The organism is Marivivens marinus, assembly GCF_035969385.1.
Classification (GTDB): domain Bacteria; phylum Pseudomonadota; class Alphaproteobacteria; order Rhodobacterales; family Rhodobacteraceae; genus SELP01.
In genome coordinates this window covers 45,152-60,963 of sequence record NZ_JAYKKJ010000008.1, presented here as the reverse complement: position 1 = coordinate 60,963, position 15,812 = coordinate 45,152, and the positions used below count along the sequence as shown (strand labels likewise).

The following is a 15,812-nucleotide window of genomic DNA, read 5'->3' as shown; positions in this document are numbered from 1 at the left end:
GCAGAGGAACGAGTATGGATCGCCTCACCGAAATGGAAGCGTTCGCCACGGTTGTGGATCAGGGCGGGTTTACAGATGCTGCGAAGAAGATGGGGATTTCGAAGTCCGCCGTTTCCAAGCACGTTTCCGCCCTTGAAGCCCGCCTTGGTGCCCGGCTTTTGAACCGGACAACGCGCCGTGTGAGCCCCACCGAAATCGGTCTTGCCTATTACGACCGGGCCCGCAGGGTCCTGAATGATGCCGGAGAGGCAGATGCGCTTGTCACCTCGATGCAATCGGCCCCGTCTGGCCTGTTGCGGATCAGCGTGGCGACAGATTTCGGGGTAAACCACCTATCGCCGGTTCTGGGCGAATTCCTTGCCGAATTCCCTGATATCACCGTCAATATGGTTCTCAACAACCGCTACGTCGAACTGATTTCCGAAGGGTTCGATATGGCGATCCGCATTGGAGAGCTGGAAGACAGCACCCTGCGCGCCCGCAAGCTCACGGAAACCACGCGCCGGATGATCGCCTCGCCCTCCTATTTCCAGAAACATGGTCGGCCCCAGCGGATCGACGATCTGAACGAACACAAACTTCTGCATTATTCGAACCAGGCCAATTCGGCCGTCTGGAAGCTGACCGCCCCATCGGGCGAAAAACGGCAGGTTCGCACCGCGGGCTGGCTAACGGTGAACGATGGCCAGTCGCTGATGAACGCCTGTATCTCGGGCCTTGGCATCGCCTACCTGCCGTCCTTCCTTTACGCCGACGCGATGGAAAAGGGCCTTGTCGAAGAGGCGATCCCCGATCTTCCGGTCGATACGCAGGGCATTTATGCGGTTTACCCGCCGGGCCGCTTTACCCAGCCCAAGGTGCGCGCCTTCATCGACTTTCTGGTCAATGCATTCGCCGAGAAGGGCCCCGACAAGTGGTAGCCCGCCGGTCTCGGCAACGAAATCCCTAAGGGTGCAACGCCCGACTTACGCGGTCTTCGGACCGCGTTTTCTTTTTCGGGGGTCAGTCGAGTGTCCGGCGGAACCGCAAGAGCGCAATGAGTGCCAGCCCGAAGACGAAGGCCCAAAGGGCGGCGAATGTCGGCGCAACCGTCGCGGCATCCGCGCCTTTCAGCATCACCGACCGGATCAGCCGCAGGAAATGCGTGAGCGGAAGGATCTCGCCCAGCATTTGCGCCCAGCCGGGCATCCCCCGGTAGGGGAACATGAACCCGGACAGCAAGAGCGAGGGCAGGAAGAAGAAAAAGGTCAGTTGCATGGCCTGCATCTGGGTCCGGCTGACCGTTGAAATGAGATAGCCGAGGATCACCAGCGCCAGCACGAAGACAAAGACCCCGGCAAGGATCAGGGCAAGACTGCCGACGAAGGGCACCCCGAAGATCAGCCGCGCGGCAAGTAGAACGACGGTCACTTGTGCCGCGCTGACGGCCAGATAGGGGATGATCTTGCCCAGCATGATCTCCAGCGGCGTGACCGGCATCGCCAGCAGGTTTTCCATCGTCCCACGCTCGATCTCGCGGGTCAGCGCCATCGCGGTCATCATCACCATCGTCAGTTGCAGGATCACCCCAAGAAGACCGGGGACGATGTTGTATTGGGTCACGCCTTCGGGGTTGTAGCGCCGGTGCACGATCACCGACAGGCCGTGATTCGTTGCTTCATTCGCCGCGATTTCCGTTCCCGCCTCCCGCAGCAGCGCCCCCTGCGCCACGGTGCTGAGCGTCGATATCGCCCCCGAGGCGACCGAGGGGTCGGTCGCGTCCGCCTCGATCAGGATCTGGGCGCGGTCGCCCCGTTCGATCCGGCGGCCAAAGTCGGAGGGCACAGTGACGACAAAGGCCACCTCGCCGCTGGCAATCATCTCTTCGGCCTCTGTCGCGGTCGCGTCGGGGACGATGAACCGGTAGTAGCCGGTCAGTTCCAGCGCCGTGACCATGGCGCGGGTGAACCTGTCCTGCGTTGGTGCGACAAGGGCCGCGGGCAGGGATTTCGGGTCGGTGTTGATGGCAAAGCCGAACAGCATCAACTGCACCAGCGGAATCCCCAGCATCATCGCGAAGGTCAGCCGGTCGCGGCGCATCTGGATGGTTTCCTTGGTCAGAAGCGCCCAAAGGCGACGCAGCGAGAAGAAGCGGCTCATCGCATGTCCTCCGCCCCGCTCATCAACTGGATGAACACGTCCTCCAACGATGTTTCCGCCGGTTCGATCCGCGCGCCGGTGTCCTTGGCGATCTTGCGGGCGGTCTTTTCCAGCCGGGCCGGGTCGCGTCCGACGACGTGCAGGGTGCGGCCAAAGGGGGCGACCTGATCCACACCATCCGCGCCGTGAAGGGCGCGCGCCGCGGCGGCAAGATCGCCGCCGTGCATCAACATGGTGGTCAGCCCGGCGTCGCGCACCACGTCGGGCACGGTGCCAAGGGCGATCAGATGCCCGTGCGAGATATAGGCGATTCGGTGGCAGCGTTCGGCCTCGTCCATGTAGTGGGTCGAGACAAGGACGGTCAGCCCGTCGCGGGCAAGTTGGTGAATCTCGTCCCAGAATTCACGCCGGGCCTTCGGGTCCACCCCCGCCGTCGGTTCGTCCAACATCAGAAGGTCGGGCCGGTGCATGATGCAGGCGGCAAGGGCCAGCCGCTGTTTCCACCCCCCGGACAGGGACCCCGCCAGCTGTGCCTTGCGCCCGGTCAATCCCAGGGTTTCAAGGGTGTCCCGCACCGTTTGGCGCGGACGTCTCATGGCGTAGAGACCAGCGACGAAGCGCAAATTCTCCTCGATCGTCAGGTCTTCGTAGAACGAAAACTTCTGCGTCATGTAGCCGACCTTGCGCTTGATCGCGCGCCGTTCGCGGCGGATGTCATGGCCCAGCACCGCGCCGGCCCCTTCGTCGGGTTCCAGCAGGCCGCACATCAGCCGGATCGTTGTCGTCTTGCCAGAGCCGTTAGGGCCGAGGAAGCCCATGATCTCGCCCCGCTGGACGTCCATGCTGACCTTGCTGACGGCGGTCTTCTGTCCGAACCGCTTGGTCAGGTCCCGAACCGATATGGCCGGGGCGTCCGTCATTGGCGGAATCCTTCGGGGGCTGCGACCTCGACGATCTGGCCGGGCTTGAGGGGATGATCCCCCTCGGGCCGCGCCTCGACGAGGTAGACAAGCGTTTGCCGGTTTTCGAGCGAGTAGATCACCGGCGGGGTGAATTCGGGTTCGTTGGCGATGTAGGTAATCCGAGCCGTCAAGCCGGGAGGACAGGCGTCGCAGGACACCGACAGGCTGTCGCCGACTGCGACGGTGGCAAAGGCGGTCTCGGGGACGTAAAGCCGAAGTTTGACCGCGCCGTCCCCCAGAACCGACAGGACCGGGGCGGACGGGCCCGCGATTTCCCCGGCAGTGCGGATCACATCCGACACGGTGACGGGTTCCGGCAGGGTGAGCGTGCGCCGTTCCAGGTTCCATTCGGCGCGGTCGCGTGCGGCGCGGGCGCCTTCAACGGCGGCTTCGGCCTGGGCAATGGCCTGCGGCCGGGCAGGCAGGCGGGCAACGGCAAGCTGCGCCTCGACCTCGGCCACCTTGGCGGCGGCGATATCGGCGGCGGTTTCGGCGGTATCGCGCTGTGCGTCATTCAGCACGCCGCGCGTGGCAAGGCTGGTGACCCTGTCCCGTTCCCGCTCTGCCTCGGCTGCCTGCGCACGGGCCGATTGCAGGGCGGCTTCGATCACGCCAATCTCTTCGGGACGCAACCCTTCGCGCAGGTCGGCCAAGCGGCTTTCGGCCTGCGCCAAGGCTGCATTGGCTTCGGACAGGGCGATTTCGGCATCGCGCCGCTCTGTCTCGACCAGAACCTCCCCTGCCTCGATCCGGTCGCCGCGCGCGACGGGGACATTCGTGATCTGGACGACCGCGACCGGGGCGACCAGCGTATATTCCCCTTCGACATAGCCGGTGGCAAAGGGCGTTGGCGGGGCGCATTCAGCAAAGAGCGACAGGGCGAAGGGCAGGGCGCAAAGCAGGCTCATCGGCGTTGGCTTTCGATTGTGGCGCGGATCTGCGCGGCGACGGTATCGGCGATTTGCGCGGCCTCGGCCGGGCCGATGTCCTGCCATCCCATGCGGCGGGAAATGATCGGTTGGCCGATCCGGAAATAAAGGGCCTGACCGATCATCGCGAAAACAGAGAGCTTCACGCTCTCGCTTTCTGCCGGGAGGCCGGTGGCGATGGACCAAAGGGCACAGACCATCCGGTGCCGGGGCTCCAGAAACTCGGAATAGACAAGGTCCGCCACCTCGCCCGGGGTCATGATTTCACGAACCAGGAAGGAAACGATATCGCGGGCATCGGGGGAGGTGACGATGAAGGCAACAAAGCTGCGGCCGACCTGTTCAAGAAGCGCCTGCGCGGCGTCCGGGGTGCTGGGCGGGGCGGGCATGTCCGTGGCGATTGCCCCGGTCACGCGGGCTGCGACATCGCGGGCGCAGGCCTGCCGCAACCCAGCCTTTGATCCGAAGTGGTAAGAGATCGAGGCGACATTCGTGCCTGCTTCGGCCGCGAGGGCACGGGTCGAGGTGCCGTCATAACCGGTCTGGCCGAACAGCCGCAGCCCGGCGGCGATCAGCCGGGCACGGGTTTCGGAATCGGGGGCGTTCTGGGTCATGTAGTCATTCAATCAAACGTTTGATTGAATGTAAAGCCAGCGGGTTCCGCCTCCAAATGCGAAACGGGGCCCGAAGGCCCCGCCGTAGTCGTGTTGTATCAGGCGCCCTATTGCGCGGCGACGTAGCGTTCGACCAGCAGCCGGACGAAGCCTTGCGACCCGTCGTTCAGCTCTCGCAGCGCGATCAGGTAGGTGCCCCGGTTGACCCGCGCGACGACCTGCGAATCCAGCCCGTTGTAGTCATCGTTCTGATCGACCAGCCGGCCAAGATCATCGTAGAGATACAGGTAGGGGTCGCCATTGCCGCCCGCTGCGAGTGCTTCGATCAGGAGAAGGCCGCTTTCCGGCACCTCGACGCTGAACCATGTGGCGGTGGTGGTGTTCTGCACGTCGATCCGGACCCGGCTGTCCACGGTCCCAAGATCGGTGATCGGGTGGCTGCCATCCATCGGCGGCGCGCTTTCGCCCCGGTCATACAGCGCGGCCAGCGCGGCGACCGGGTCATATTCCGTCACGGTGACAGTCACCGGCGCACCGGGATCGGACAGCGCTGTCATCGACACGCAATAGCGCCCGGGCGCCAATGGCGCGGACATGTCCAGCCGCGAATTCAGCCCGTCGAAATCGTCGTTTTCGCCCAGCCAGTTTCCGTCGCCGTCATAGAGGGTGACAATCGGGTCTGCGTCCGGGTTTTCTGCGGTGATGGTCACCGGCATCGGTTCGGTCAGGGTGAAGGCCCAATAAGGGGTATCCGCGACCGAGGCAGTCGACGACCCACCAAGCGGGATGTCCTGCGCCGGGGTATTGGCATCGCATTCGCCGCCGCCCGAGCCGTAGTCGGTCGAATCGAAGAACCCGTCGGTGTCGCCCATGCCTTCGGTCAGCGGCTCCATATCGGTGGTGCCGACCCGGACAAAGCTGGTCATTGGCGCGTTGTCGAAGGACCGCAGGGCAAGGCAATAGGTGCCCGGCCCCAGCGTCGTTTCGGCGCGCGATGCGCCGTTGCCGCCGGAATCGTCATCCGACACGACGATGTTTCCGAACCCGTCATAGAGGTCGATCACGGGGTCGCCCGCGCCACGGCCTGCGGCCTCGACCCGAACGTCGGCGGTGCCAGACAGGCTGAACAGCGCGACATACTGGTTGCCCCCCAGCACCAGCGCCATCTGTTCCATGTAGCCGCCCGCGATAGACAGGTCGGATGCGGATTCGGTCCCGCCAATCCACTGGCCATTTGCGCCAATGCCGCCGCACATGTCCTGCGCCGCGGCGGGCAGGGCGAATGCAAGTGTCGTGAACCCCGCTATCGCGGTGGTCCGTGCCAGATGTTTCATGGTGGGCTCCCTTCATCATACTTGTTACGCGTCAGCTTAGACCCGCCGTGTGGGGCCAAGCCACCCTTAATCACGGCAGGGTCAGGAAAACCCTGCCTTGGGCGGGTGTCCGCCACCCGAATGCAGGCCTGCGCCCTAAAGGGCAGCCTTCTGGCCCAGCGTCGCGTATTCCTGCAGGCACCCCGCATTGGCCAACGACGCCTGGTTTTTGACCTCGCCGCCGGTCGCCATCGCCTTGGCCGCGCCTTCGACGCGTTTGCCATTGATCGTGTAGGGCACGTCGGCAACCACGTAGATTGCCGCCGGAACATGCCGGGGCGAACAGGCGGTGCGCAGCGCGGTCCGTATGGATTTGGCCAGGTCCGCCGTCGCTGCCTGCCCCTCGGCCATCTTCAGGCAGAGCACGATTTCCTCATCCGTCGGATCATCGGCGAGGGGCCGGCCAAAGACCACGCAATCGTCCAGTTCGGCAAACCCGTCGCAGACGTTGTAGATGTCAGCTGTCCCAATCCGCACCCCGCCGGGGTTCAGCGTGAAATCCGACCGCCCGTGGATCACGGCGCTGCCGTCCGGGTTCAGGGTGGCGCGGTCGCCGTGGGTCCAGATCTCGGCCCGGTCGGCGAAATAGGCGTCGTGGTAGCGCTGGTCGCCGCCCTCGCCCCAGAATGTGCGGGGCATGGAGGGGAAGGGCTCGGTGCAGGTCAGTTCGCCATCGCGCCCGATCACGCCGACGCCCCTGTCGTCCAGAACCTGAACTGCCATGCCCAGCCCCTTGGCCGTCAGCGTGCCCTTGCGCAGCGGCAGGGCGGGGCAGCCGATCAGGAAACAGCCCAGAAGCTCCGTGCCGCCCGAGATCGAGGCGAACCCCATGTCGCCGCCCTTGGCCTGCACGTTGTCGTACATCCAGTCATATTGCCACGGGGCCATCGGGCTGCCCGCCGCCAGCATCCACCGCAGTGAGGATGTGTCGTAGTTAGCGTTCGGCACGAAGCCTGCGGAAGACAGGGTCGCGAGGTATTTGGGCGAGATGCCAAGGTGTGTCAGATTCTCCCGTTCGACCACTTTCCACAGGGGCGACCCGTCCAGCCCATCGCCCGCCTTCAGCACCGGGGCGCCGTCGTAAAGCACGATGGTCGTGCCGCAGGACATGGCCCCGACCAGCCAGTGATACATCATCCACGCGGTATTCGTGTACCACATGAACCGGTCGCCCTTGCGCATATCCGAATGCAGCAGGTGTTCCTTCATCAGGTTCAGGGTCGGGCCACCGGTGCGATGAACGATGGCCTTGGGCTTGCCCGTGGTGCCGGATGTGTAAAGGACGAATGCCGGGGCATCGAAGGGAACGCGGGTAAAGGTCAGGTCTGCCGCCGCGCCGAAATCACCATAGCCCACGACCGGCACATTGGCCGAGAGCGCCCCGTCCCCCACCTGCACCACAGTGGTCAGATGGGCCAGCTGCGTTGCGATCTCGGACATCCGCCCGGTCAGGTCGAGCGTCTTGCCCCCGTAGAGCACCTGCGTTCCCGCGAAGAAGACCTTTGGTTCCACCTGCCCGATCCGGTCAAGGATTGCCGCCGTGCCGAAGTCGGGCGAGCAGGAGGTCCAGACCGCGCCCACGGCAGAGGTGGCAAGCATGGTGACAAGGCTTTCCAGCCGGTTCGGTAGAACGGTTGCGACCCGGTCGCCTTCGGTCACGCCCGCATCCCGCAGGCCCTGAGCGACCCGGGCGACCTCGGCCCGAAGTGTCGCGGCTGTCACCTCGCGCCGGTGCCCGGCCTCGTCGGTTTCGATCACGGCGATGGCGTCGCCGTCCAGCCGCATCATGTTTTCGGCGAAATTGATCCGCGCCTCGGGAAAGAACCGCGCACCGGTCATCCAATGCGCCGAGTCGGGGGCAAAGGCCACATCGCCCTTGTCGCCGATCACCCCGGCCACGTCCCAAAGATGCGACCAGAACCGGCCCAGGTCCGCGACCGACCAGGCGTGAAGCCCGGCGTAGTCCGATGGATCAAACCCAAGGTCGCGGGCAAAACAGGCATAGGCGGTTTCGTCAATGCGGGCTTGGGACGGGGTCCAGACGATTTCGGACATCGGGCATCCTTTCGGGGGCGGAATTTCGCGCGTCACAGTAGGCCCGGTTCTGCCAGATGCAAGCCAGCATGGGCAGGGTGGGTTGAAACCCGCCTTTCGACGGCGGGGCGTAAGGTGGGTCTTGACCCACCATTCCGGTTCAGTTCGCCCAGTCGTGCCCCTGCATTTCCCGCAGGCGGCTGGCGGTCCGTTCAAATTCGAACGTGCCCTCGCCCTCGACATAAAGCATTTCCGGCTCTGCCGCCGCGGAACAGATCAGTCGCACCTTTGCTTCGTACAGCGCGTCGATCAGGGTGACGAAGCGGCGGGCCTCGTTAAAGTTCGACCGGCTGAGGCGCGGGATGTCCTCCAGCACCAGCACCCGGACAGCCTCAGCCAAGGCAAGGTAATCTGCCGGGCCAAGGGGCTTGGCGCAGAGGTCATAGAAAGTCGCGCGTCCGACCCCGTTGCGGAAGGCGGGGATTTCCAACTCGCGTGCTTTCACGGTCAGGATCAGCGGGTCGGTCGCCCCGCCGGTCATGTCCTCCCAGATCGAGGCGATCTCGGCCCGGGCTTCGGCGTTGATCGGGGTGAAGTAAACCTGTGCCCCGGCAAGCCGCCCCTGCCGGTGGTCATGCGGGCTTTGCAGGTGCCAGACATCCAGCTTTTCCTTGATCAGCGCGATGAAGGGCAGGAACAACTGTCGGTTCAGCCCGTTCTTGTATAGATCATCCGGCACCCGGTTCGACGTGGTGACCACCGTCACCCCGGCGTCGAACAGTTTTTCGAACAGCCGCCCGACGATCATCGCGTCGGTGATATCGGTGATCTGCATTTCATCGAAGGCCAGAAACCGGACATCCTTGGCCAGCGTCGCCGCGACGGGCGCGATGGCGTCGTCTACCCCCCGGGCCCGGGCGGCGTTCATCTCGGCGTGGACCCATTGCATGAAGGCATGGAAATGGGCACGCCGCTTGGGCACCTCGACCGCGTCGAACAGAAGGTCCATCAGCATGGACTTGCCGCGCCCGACACCGCCCCACAGATACAGCCCCTTCACAGGCGGCGGGGCCTTGGAAAACCACCCCTTTTTGACCGGCTGGGCCAGTTCAAGGCGAATCCGCTCCAGCTCTGGCAGGACGCCTTCCTGCGCCGGGTCCGGGCGCAGGCGCCCATCGGCGACGGCGGTGGCATATGTTTCCGGGATCGGGTTCATGTTCCCTGCAATAGCGCCCTAGCACGGCAGAGAAAAGCGCAGAGGACAGGGAGGGCACATCGGCATTTCCGTTTCGCTTTCCCGCCCGATATGTTCTAAGTCACTCAACCGGAACGGGGCCCCGATGGGGCGGGGACAGATGGCAGAACGCTTCGAAACTGAAAGCCGCAAGCTGCTCGGGCGGTTGCGCGACACGCTGGCCGAGGACAGCGCCGGGCAGGCGCGTCTTGACCGGATCGTGAAGCTGATCGCGGATTCCATGCGCACCGAGGTCTGTTCGATCTACCTGTTCCGCGATTCCGAAACCCTTGAGCTATGCGCGACCGAAGGGCTTCAGGCCGAGGCCGTGCACCAGACCCGGCTGCGGCTGGGCGAAGGGCTGGTTGGCCGGACGGCAAAATCCCGGTCGGTGGTGAACACCGCCAACGCCCCCGCCGAAAAGGGGTTCCGCTATATGCCGGAAACCGGGGAGGAGCGGTTTTCCAGTTTCTGCGGCATCCCGATTCAGCGACTTGGTGACGCCTTGGGCGTGCTGGTCGTCCAGTCACGGGCCGAACGGCAGTTTACCCCGGACGAGGTCTATGCGCTTGAGGTCGTGGCCATGGTCATCGCCGAGATGACCGAACTGGGCGCCTTCGTGGGCGAAGGCGCGGCCCTGTCGGCCCTGCACCAGCAGCCGGTCATGTTCCGGGGCACGATCGGGCAGGAAGGGGCGGTCGAGGGGCAGGTATTCCTGCATGAACCGCGTGTCGTGGTGACCAACCCGATTTCAGACGACCCCGAAACCGAGCTGAAACGCCTGCGTGACGCGGTCGAAACCTTGCGTGTTTCGGTCGATGACATGCTGACGCGGACAGCCACCGTCAGCGCCGAACAAAGGCAAGTGCTGGACGCCTATCGCATGTTCGCCAATTCCCGCAGCTGGATGCGCCGGATGGAGGCCGACGTGGAAAACGGCCTGTCGGCCGAGGCGGCGGTGGAAAAGGAACAATCGCTGGCCCGAACCCGGATGAACAGCGCGGCGGATGCCTATCTCCGCGACCGGCTGCACGATCTGGACGACCTGTCGAACCGCCTGCTGCGTATCCTAACGGGGCAGGGCCGCGACACCGGGGCCGAAATGCCGGACCGTCCTGTGCTGATTGCCCGCAACATCGGACCCGGCGAATTGCTGGAATACGGCAAGAAACTGCGCGGCATCGTGCTCGAGGAAGGGTCGGTCGGCAGCCATGCGGCCATCGTCGCCCGGGCTTGGGCGATTCCGCTGGTGATCCACGCGGGGGGCATCACCACCGAGGCGCTGAACGGCGACCCGATCCTTGTCGACGGCGATCAGGGGATCGTTCACCTGCGCCCCGACGACACCGTCACCACCGCCTTTCGCGACAAGATCGCGATGCAGGCCCGTGCGCAGGAACGTTATGCCTCGATCCGCGATCTTCCGGCCGAGGATAGGGCGGGCAATGTCGTGGCACTGCACATGAACGCGGGGCTGATGGCCGACCTTCCGTCGCTGCCGACCTCCGGGGCCGAAGGGGTCGGTCTGTTCCGCACGGAATTGCAGTTTCTGATCCGCAATCAGATGCCCAAGCGTGCCGAATTGTCGGCGCTGTATGCCCGCGTGATGGATGCCGCCGAGGGGCGGCGCGTGGCCTTCCGCACCCTAGATATCGGGTCGGACAAGGTGCTGCCCTACATGAAGCCCAATGACGAGCCGAACCCGGCGATGGGCTGGCGCGCGATCCGGGTGGGCCTCGACAAACCCGGCGTGCTGCGGATGCAGTTGCAGGCGCTTTTGCGGGCGGCCAACGGGCGGCCCCTGACCATCATGTTCCCCTTCATCGCCCAATACGACGAATTCCGCGCTGCCCGGGCCGAGTTTGACAAGGCCATCGCGCGGGAAAAGATCCTTGGCCACCCGCTGCCCGACAAGATCGAGGTCGGAGCGATGCTGGAAACCCCCAGCCTTGCCTTCGCCCCGAACGCGTTCTTCAAAGAGGTGGATTTCCTGTCCATCGGCGGCAATGACCTCAAGCAGTTCTTCTTTGCCGCCGACCGGGAGAACGAGCGGGTGCGCCGCCGCTATGACACGCTGAACGTCAGTTTCCTGAGCTTCCTTGAACAGATCGTTGAACGGTGCCGCGCGACCGGCACCCCGGTGTCCTTCTGCGGCGAAGACGCGGGCCGCCCGGTCGAGGCGCTGTGCCTCGCGGCGATCGGGCTGCGGATGCTGTCGATGCGCCCGGCCTCTGTCGGACCGGTCAAACACCTGATCCGCCGGGTGAACCTTGATGAAGCGCGCGAAGTGATCCACGCGGCCCGCGACGCAGGCGAACAATCGGTCCGGAAGGCGATCACCGAGTGGCTGGCGAAGCAGGGGTAGGGCTGCGGATTTGCCTATCAGGATGGGGGGTAATATGCGGGATAGGACTCTTTGAAGCTGAAAGCATGTGGCTTCGCGCTAGGTCTACTTGGTTCGCTCTTGGTGGTAGAGGTAGAGTGCTTCGATCAGGTTCACGATGGTCATCCAAGCAAAAAGACCGACGCCAATCACCACTGAGTTGACGAAAGGAGAAACGTAGCCTGCTTCTGCCAGCTGTTGTGTCGAGGGGATGACTTCTTTTGCCTGCAGCATAGCGAACACAGCAAGCATCCCGACAAAACTAAGGGCGCCGTAAAGTGCTGCGAAGCACGTTTTTCGAATGAAGCGTTTCGCAATCATGGGTGCAGCGGCCTTGTAATCATGATTAATCTCACGGGTATCTTCTAACGGTTAATAGAGTCGTTTCCTATCTGCGACCTTGTGGTTTTCAACACTCTCGAACCCGTCCGGTCCCCGGCAAAACGATATCCCATCCCGGCTGCTCGCCGCCAAATCGCTGACAGGCTTCGCGGATCACAAGTTCGGCGTCGGTAATTATCTCGGCTGTTGGCGCTGCAATAATAGATATCTCGCTATCATAGTAACCGTTTTCGTCAGGCTTCAGGCCGACAACGAAGCTGGCTTTGGCAGCATTCCCATCTCTTTCTTCGGTTATCGATTTGGAAAATTTTCGGGCTTCAAGGGCGGTTTCCTCGTCGGGAAACTTAGCACTGACAACGATTGCAACCGCTTTCTTGATTGGGATGTGGTTTGACAGTGCCTGAAGTGCTGTTCGGTTTTCGTTCAGCAGCGCTTCGTATTCGGTCATTTCTCTAACCACCTTGTTCACTGGTTTCGGGCTCCGACGCGCGGATTTGCCGGAAACACTATTCCTGCTGCGGTACAACGGCAATCCGCGCATTTGTCGTGAAAGTTCCAAGATGAGTTTCTAAGAAACCCAAAGATAGAAGACCCTACTTCCCCCGCAACACCGGCGCGGTCAGCCGCGCGAGTTCGCTGTGGAAGGCCTCGGTTACCTCTGCTTCGTTGTGCAGCCGTGCCAGCTGCCGCAGTCCGAAATGCACATGGGCGACCTCGGTGTAGTAGCGGATGAAGGCAAAGTTGGTTCCGGCCCCGGCGGCGGCCCCAAGGACCGGCACCGCCTGCGAGGCGAGTTTCTGCGACAGGACGGCGGCAAAGCGCGGCGCGACCTTGCCGATCAGGCCATGCACCGCCGCGCCGGTCAGGCTGATCCTTGCCCCAAGGAAAGAGGTATCGACCCCATCGTCCAGCCCGCCCGGGCCGCCTGCCCCGAACACCCGCAGGCATTCGATCCGGGTTTCCGTGCTGGTCGGGTCTTCGCCATGCGCCTCGGCCACTTCCTGCACCGCCCGAAAGATCAGCGTGGTTGCGACCGGCAGTTCCAACAGGGCCGTGGGCAGCCCGCCCAAGCCCCCGATTGCCCCCGAAAGCGTGGCCATCGCCCGGTGGGCGGCCCCGCCGGACAGGGATTGCCCCGCGCCGCTGCGGCTTTGGCTGGCGGCGTGATAGCTGCGCTCCAGCGCCACCTTCGCCGCGGCGTCCAGTTGCGCGCGGGTCGATTTGGGCAGCAGTTTCAACCCATCCTCGACCTGCCCGCCAACAAAGTTGATCGCCTGCATCAGCACCCCGCCTGCCTTGGACTGTCGCCGGGCAAGCGCGGTCACCTGCGCGCGGGCGGCGTCGGTCAGGGGCCGGTCGGGGTTGATCTCGCGCAGGGGCGGTTTGGGGTCGGTCATTCCCTAGAGATGGGGGGCAGGGGCCGAATTGCAATCCTCGGCCCGTTCCACCAGACCCGTCACGCCAACCCACGCGCCGGGCACCAGATCCTGCCCCAGCACCCGGTCAGGGTTGGTGGGCGGCGGCATTTCAACGCCCTCCAGCCGTTCGAACCCGAAGCGCGAATAATAGGGGTAGTCGCCTACCAGCATGATCCGTTCCCAGCCCAGGTCCCGCGCCTCTTCGATGACGCGGCGCATCAGGTAGGCGCCCAGCCCTTCGCCCTGCCGGGTGGGGTGCACGGCGACCGGGCCAAGCAGGATCGCCAGATGGCCGCCTACCCGGACCGGCCAGTTGCGGATTGCCCCGCCAAGGATGCCCGCCTCGTCCCGCGCGGTGAAGCACAGCGGCGCGATGGGCGCGACCCCCTCCCGCAGCCGGTAGGAGGACAGCGCGGTCCGCCCCGGCGCAAAGCACAGGTCATAGAGCGCCTCGACTTCCCACCAGTCCTCTGCCGTTTCCACCGCAAGCGTGATCATTGCCGCCTGTCTGTCCCTGTCTGCCCTTGCCGTCCCTGCCGGTGCGCCTAGCATGGGCGGAACGCAGAGGCAAAGGAAGGGCAAAGCGATGTTCTATCGACCGGAAGACGGGCACGGGCTGCCGCACAACCCCTTCGGCGCCGTCATCGCGCCCCGGCCGATCGGCTGGATTTCCACGCGCGGGGCGGATGGGGCGGACAACCTTGCCCCCTATTCGTTTTTCAATGCGGTCGCCTATGAGCCGCCACAGGTCATGTTCGCCTCGACCTCGGCCAAAGCGGACCGGGGCGACACCAAGGACACGGTCGCCAATATCCGCGACACGGGGGTGTTCTGCGTGAATATGGTCGGGGCGGAACAGCAGGACGTCATGAACCGCACCTCTGGCGCATGGCCGCGGGGGGTGGATGAATTTTCCGATGCGGGGATCGACCGGGCAGAGTGCGCGGTGATCCCCTGTGCCCGCGTTGCAGCCTCTCCGGCGGCGCTGGAATGCCGGATGACCCGGATCGTGCCGCTGGAGGGTGCGCATAACGTCGTCGTCTTCGGGCAGGTCGTGGGGGTGCACCTGCGCGACGACCTGATCCGGGAGGGGCGGTTCGACACCGTCGGCGCCAACCTCCTCGCGCGGCTGGGATACAAGGACTACACCGTGGTGCGCGAGGGGTTCGAACTGACCCGGCCCGGCGAAAGCTGATCTTGCCCCGCCCCGTCCCTTTGGCCAATGTGGCGCCGAAGCAGGGGGGACAGTGATGACAACCGACAACGACCGCGCCGCGCGCCTGATCCATCACCGCCGCGAGGGGCTGGCGAAGGGCGATCCCGTCGCGCTGCCGCTGTCCGTGTCGTCGATGTTTCATCTGCCCGGCGATCCGGCGGGGGTGCCGGGCTATGGCCGCTCCGCAAATCAGACGTGGGAGGCGACAGAGGCGGCGCTGGCCCTTCTGGAAGACGCGCCCTGTCTGTTGTTCCCGTCTGGCATGGCCGCGATTGCCGCGCCCTTCTTTGCCTTGCTGAAGTCGGGGGATCGTATCCTGCTGCCTTCCGACGGCTATTTCGCCAGCCGCGCGCTGGCCGATGGGTTCCTGTCGCGCATGGGGGTGACGATTGAAACCCGCCCGACGGCCCGGTTCGAAGAGGGGGGCTTTGCCGGCTATGCGATGGTCCTGATCGAAACCCCGTCTAATCCCTTTTTGGACCTCTGTGATCTGCGGGCGGTTTGCGCGGCGGTTCGTGCGGCGGGTGGGATCAGCGTGGTCGACAACACGACCAGCACCCCCTTTGGGCAGCGCCCGCTGGATCTGGGCGCGGACATGGTTGTGGCCTCGGACACCAAGGCGCCGGGCGGTCATTCGGACCTGTTGCTTGGCCATGTTGCGACCCGGGATGCAGATCTGATGGAGGCCGTCCGTGGTTGGCGGGGCCTGTCAGGCGCGATCCCCGGCGGGCTTGAGGCTTGGTTGCTGCACCGGAGCCTCGAGACGCTGGAAATGCGGTTTGACCGGATGTGCACCTCGGCCCAGATCATTGCAGAACGGTTGCGGGATCATCCCTTGGTGCGGGCGGTTCGCTATCCCGGTCTGCCCGGCGATCCCGGCCATGCGCTGGCCCGTGCTCAGATGGCGCGGTTCGGCTTTTTGATCAGCGTGACGCTGGCGGATGCCGACGCTGCGGAGGGGTTCATTGACGGCTGCGCCCTTTTGCAACCGGCGACGTCCTTTGGAGGGGTGCATAGTTCGGCCGAGCGCCGCATCCGCTGGGGGGATGCGGTGGACCCGGGCGCGGTGCGCCTGTCGGTCGGATGCGAACCGGTCGAGGAATTGTGGGCCGCGCTGGCGGCGGCGCTGGATTAGACCATACCTGCAATTGTGCGCTAAGCCGTCCGC

The 15,812-nt window shown here is 64.5% G+C and carries 15 protein-coding genes; 4 read left to right on the top strand and 11 right to left on the bottom strand.

Going from position 1 to position 15,812, the window contains the following annotated elements; translation table 11 throughout:
• Positions 1-14 precede the first annotated feature (14 nt).
• Positions 15-920, top strand: coding sequence for a LysR family transcriptional regulator (locus U3648_RS12890; protein ID WP_420859641.1), 906 nt, complete (start codon positions 15-17; stop codon positions 918-920).
• Between the two features lie 82 nt (positions 921-1,002).
• On the opposite strand, the gene U3648_RS12885 is transcribed toward U3648_RS12890, so the two are convergent.
• From U3648_RS12885 to zapE, 7 genes are all read right to left on the bottom strand, one after another.
• Positions 1,003-2,139, bottom strand: a complete 1,137-nt coding sequence (locus U3648_RS12885; protein WP_420859640.1) for an ABC transporter permease — start codon at positions 2,137-2,139, stop codon at positions 1,003-1,005.
• On the bottom strand, positions 2,136-3,059 hold the full coding sequence (locus U3648_RS12880) for an ABC transporter ATP-binding protein (RefSeq protein ID WP_420859639.1): 924 nt from the start codon (positions 3,057-3,059) through the stop codon (positions 2,136-2,138). Before U3648_RS12880 ends, U3648_RS12885 begins: the two co-directional genes overlap by 4 nt.
• A complete protein-coding gene (locus tag U3648_RS12875; protein ID WP_420859638.1) occupies positions 3,056-4,009 on the bottom strand; it encodes an HlyD family secretion protein in 954 nt (317 codons plus the stop codon). The genes U3648_RS12880 and U3648_RS12875 overlap by 4 nt, the downstream gene beginning before the upstream one ends.
• Positions 4,006-4,644 carry a CerR family C-terminal domain-containing protein gene (locus U3648_RS12870; protein WP_420859637.1) on the bottom strand — a complete coding sequence of 213 codons (639 nt, stop codon included), beginning with the start codon at positions 4,642-4,644 and terminating at the stop codon, positions 4,006-4,008. Before U3648_RS12870 ends, U3648_RS12875 begins: the two co-directional genes overlap by 4 nt.
• A 107-nt stretch (positions 4,645-4,751) precedes the next feature.
• Complete coding sequence (locus U3648_RS12865; RefSeq protein WP_420859636.1) at positions 4,752-5,978, bottom strand: DVUA0089 family protein; 1,227 nt, start codon at positions 5,976-5,978, stop codon at positions 4,752-4,754.
• A 135-nt stretch (positions 5,979-6,113) separates the two neighbouring features.
• Entirely contained in the window at positions 6,114-8,072 is a 1,959-nt protein-coding gene (locus U3648_RS12860) for an acetoacetate--CoA ligase (RefSeq protein WP_420859635.1), read from the bottom strand.
• A 139-nt stretch (positions 8,073-8,211) separates the two neighbouring features.
• The gene (gene zapE / locus U3648_RS12855; RefSeq protein WP_420859634.1) at positions 8,212-9,267 is read right to left on the bottom strand and encodes a cell division protein ZapE; all 1,056 of its coding nucleotides are present in this window, start codon (positions 9,265-9,267) and stop codon (positions 8,212-8,214) included.
• A gap of 139 nt (positions 9,268-9,406) precedes the next feature.
• On the opposite strand from zapE, the gene ptsP reads away from it, so the two are divergent.
• On the top strand, positions 9,407-11,650 hold the full coding sequence (ptsP, locus tag U3648_RS12850; protein ID WP_420859633.1) for a phosphoenolpyruvate--protein phosphotransferase: 2,244 nt from the start codon (positions 9,407-9,409) through the stop codon (positions 11,648-11,650).
• A gap of 84 nt (positions 11,651-11,734) precedes the next feature.
• Here the strand turns inward: ptsP and U3648_RS12845 are convergent, their stop codons facing one another.
• The 4 genes from U3648_RS12845 to U3648_RS12830 form a co-directional block, all read right to left on the bottom strand.
• Positions 11,735-11,989 carry a hypothetical protein gene (locus U3648_RS12845; protein ID WP_420859632.1) on the bottom strand — a complete coding sequence of 85 codons (255 nt, stop codon included), beginning with the start codon at positions 11,987-11,989 and terminating at the stop codon, positions 11,735-11,737.
• Between the two features lie 88 nt (positions 11,990-12,077).
• Complete coding sequence (locus U3648_RS12840) at positions 12,078-12,458, bottom strand: hypothetical protein (RefSeq protein ID WP_420859631.1); 381 nt, start codon at positions 12,456-12,458, stop codon at positions 12,078-12,080.
• Between the two features lie 145 nt (positions 12,459-12,603).
• Entirely contained in the window at positions 12,604-13,407 is an 804-nt protein-coding gene (locus U3648_RS12835) for an EcsC family protein (RefSeq protein WP_420859630.1), read from the bottom strand.
• A 3-nt stretch (positions 13,408-13,410) separates the two neighbouring features.
• Positions 13,411-13,926, bottom strand: a complete 516-nt coding sequence (locus U3648_RS12830) for a GNAT family N-acetyltransferase (protein ID WP_420859629.1) — start codon at positions 13,924-13,926, stop codon at positions 13,411-13,413.
• 88 nt (positions 13,927-14,014) lie between these two features.
• Between U3648_RS12830 and U3648_RS12825 the strand changes: the two genes are divergently transcribed.
• Positions 14,015-14,623, top strand: a complete 609-nt coding sequence (locus tag U3648_RS12825) for a flavin reductase family protein (protein WP_420859628.1) — start codon at positions 14,015-14,017, stop codon at positions 14,621-14,623.
• A gap of 55 nt (positions 14,624-14,678) precedes the next feature.
• A complete protein-coding gene (locus U3648_RS12820; RefSeq protein ID WP_420859627.1) occupies positions 14,679-15,779 on the top strand; it encodes a cystathionine gamma-lyase in 1,101 nt (366 codons plus the stop codon).
• The last annotated feature ends 33 nt before the right edge of the window (positions 15,780-15,812 follow it).

Bases quoted from the DNA above. Each gene is read 5' to 3' on its own strand.
- U3648_RS12890 (WP_420859641.1), top strand. From the start codon at position 15: ATGGATCGCCTCACCGAAATGGAAGCGTTCGCCACGGTTGTGGATCAG.
- U3648_RS12885 (WP_420859640.1), bottom strand. From the start codon at position 2,139: ATGAGCCGCTTCTTCTCGCTGCGTCGCCTTTGGGCGCTTCTGACCAAG.
- U3648_RS12880 (WP_420859639.1), bottom strand. From the start codon at position 3,059: ATGACGGACGCCCCGGCCATATCGGTTCGGGACCTGACCAAGCGGTTC.
- U3648_RS12875 (WP_420859638.1), bottom strand. From the start codon at position 4,009: ATGAGCCTGCTTTGCGCCCTGCCCTTCGCCCTGTCGCTCTTTGCTGAA.
- U3648_RS12870 (WP_420859637.1), bottom strand. From the start codon at position 4,644: ATGACCCAGAACGCCCCCGATTCCGAAACCCGTGCCCGGCTGATCGCC.
- U3648_RS12865 (WP_420859636.1), bottom strand. From the start codon at position 5,978: ATGAAACATCTGGCACGGACCACCGCGATAGCGGGGTTCACGACACTT.
- U3648_RS12860 (WP_420859635.1), bottom strand. From the start codon at position 8,072: ATGTCCGAAATCGTCTGGACCCCGTCCCAAGCCCGCATTGACGAAACC.
- zapE (WP_420859634.1), bottom strand. From the start codon at position 9,267: ATGAACCCGATCCCGGAAACATATGCCACCGCCGTCGCCGATGGGCGC.
- ptsP (WP_420859633.1), top strand. From the start codon at position 9,407: ATGGCAGAACGCTTCGAAACTGAAAGCCGCAAGCTGCTCGGGCGGTTG.
- U3648_RS12845 (WP_420859632.1), bottom strand. From the start codon at position 11,989: ATGATTGCGAAACGCTTCATTCGAAAAACGTGCTTCGCAGCACTTTAC.
- U3648_RS12840 (WP_420859631.1), bottom strand. From the start codon at position 12,458: ATGACCGAATACGAAGCGCTGCTGAACGAAAACCGAACAGCACTTCAG.
- U3648_RS12835 (WP_420859630.1), bottom strand. From the start codon at position 13,407: ATGACCGACCCCAAACCGCCCCTGCGCGAGATCAACCCCGACCGGCCC.
- U3648_RS12830 (WP_420859629.1), bottom strand. From the start codon at position 13,926: ATGATCACGCTTGCGGTGGAAACGGCAGAGGACTGGTGGGAAGTCGAG.
- U3648_RS12825 (WP_420859628.1), top strand. From the start codon at position 14,015: ATGTTCTATCGACCGGAAGACGGGCACGGGCTGCCGCACAACCCCTTC.
- U3648_RS12820 (WP_420859627.1), top strand. From the start codon at position 14,679: ATGACAACCGACAACGACCGCGCCGCGCGCCTGATCCATCACCGCCGC.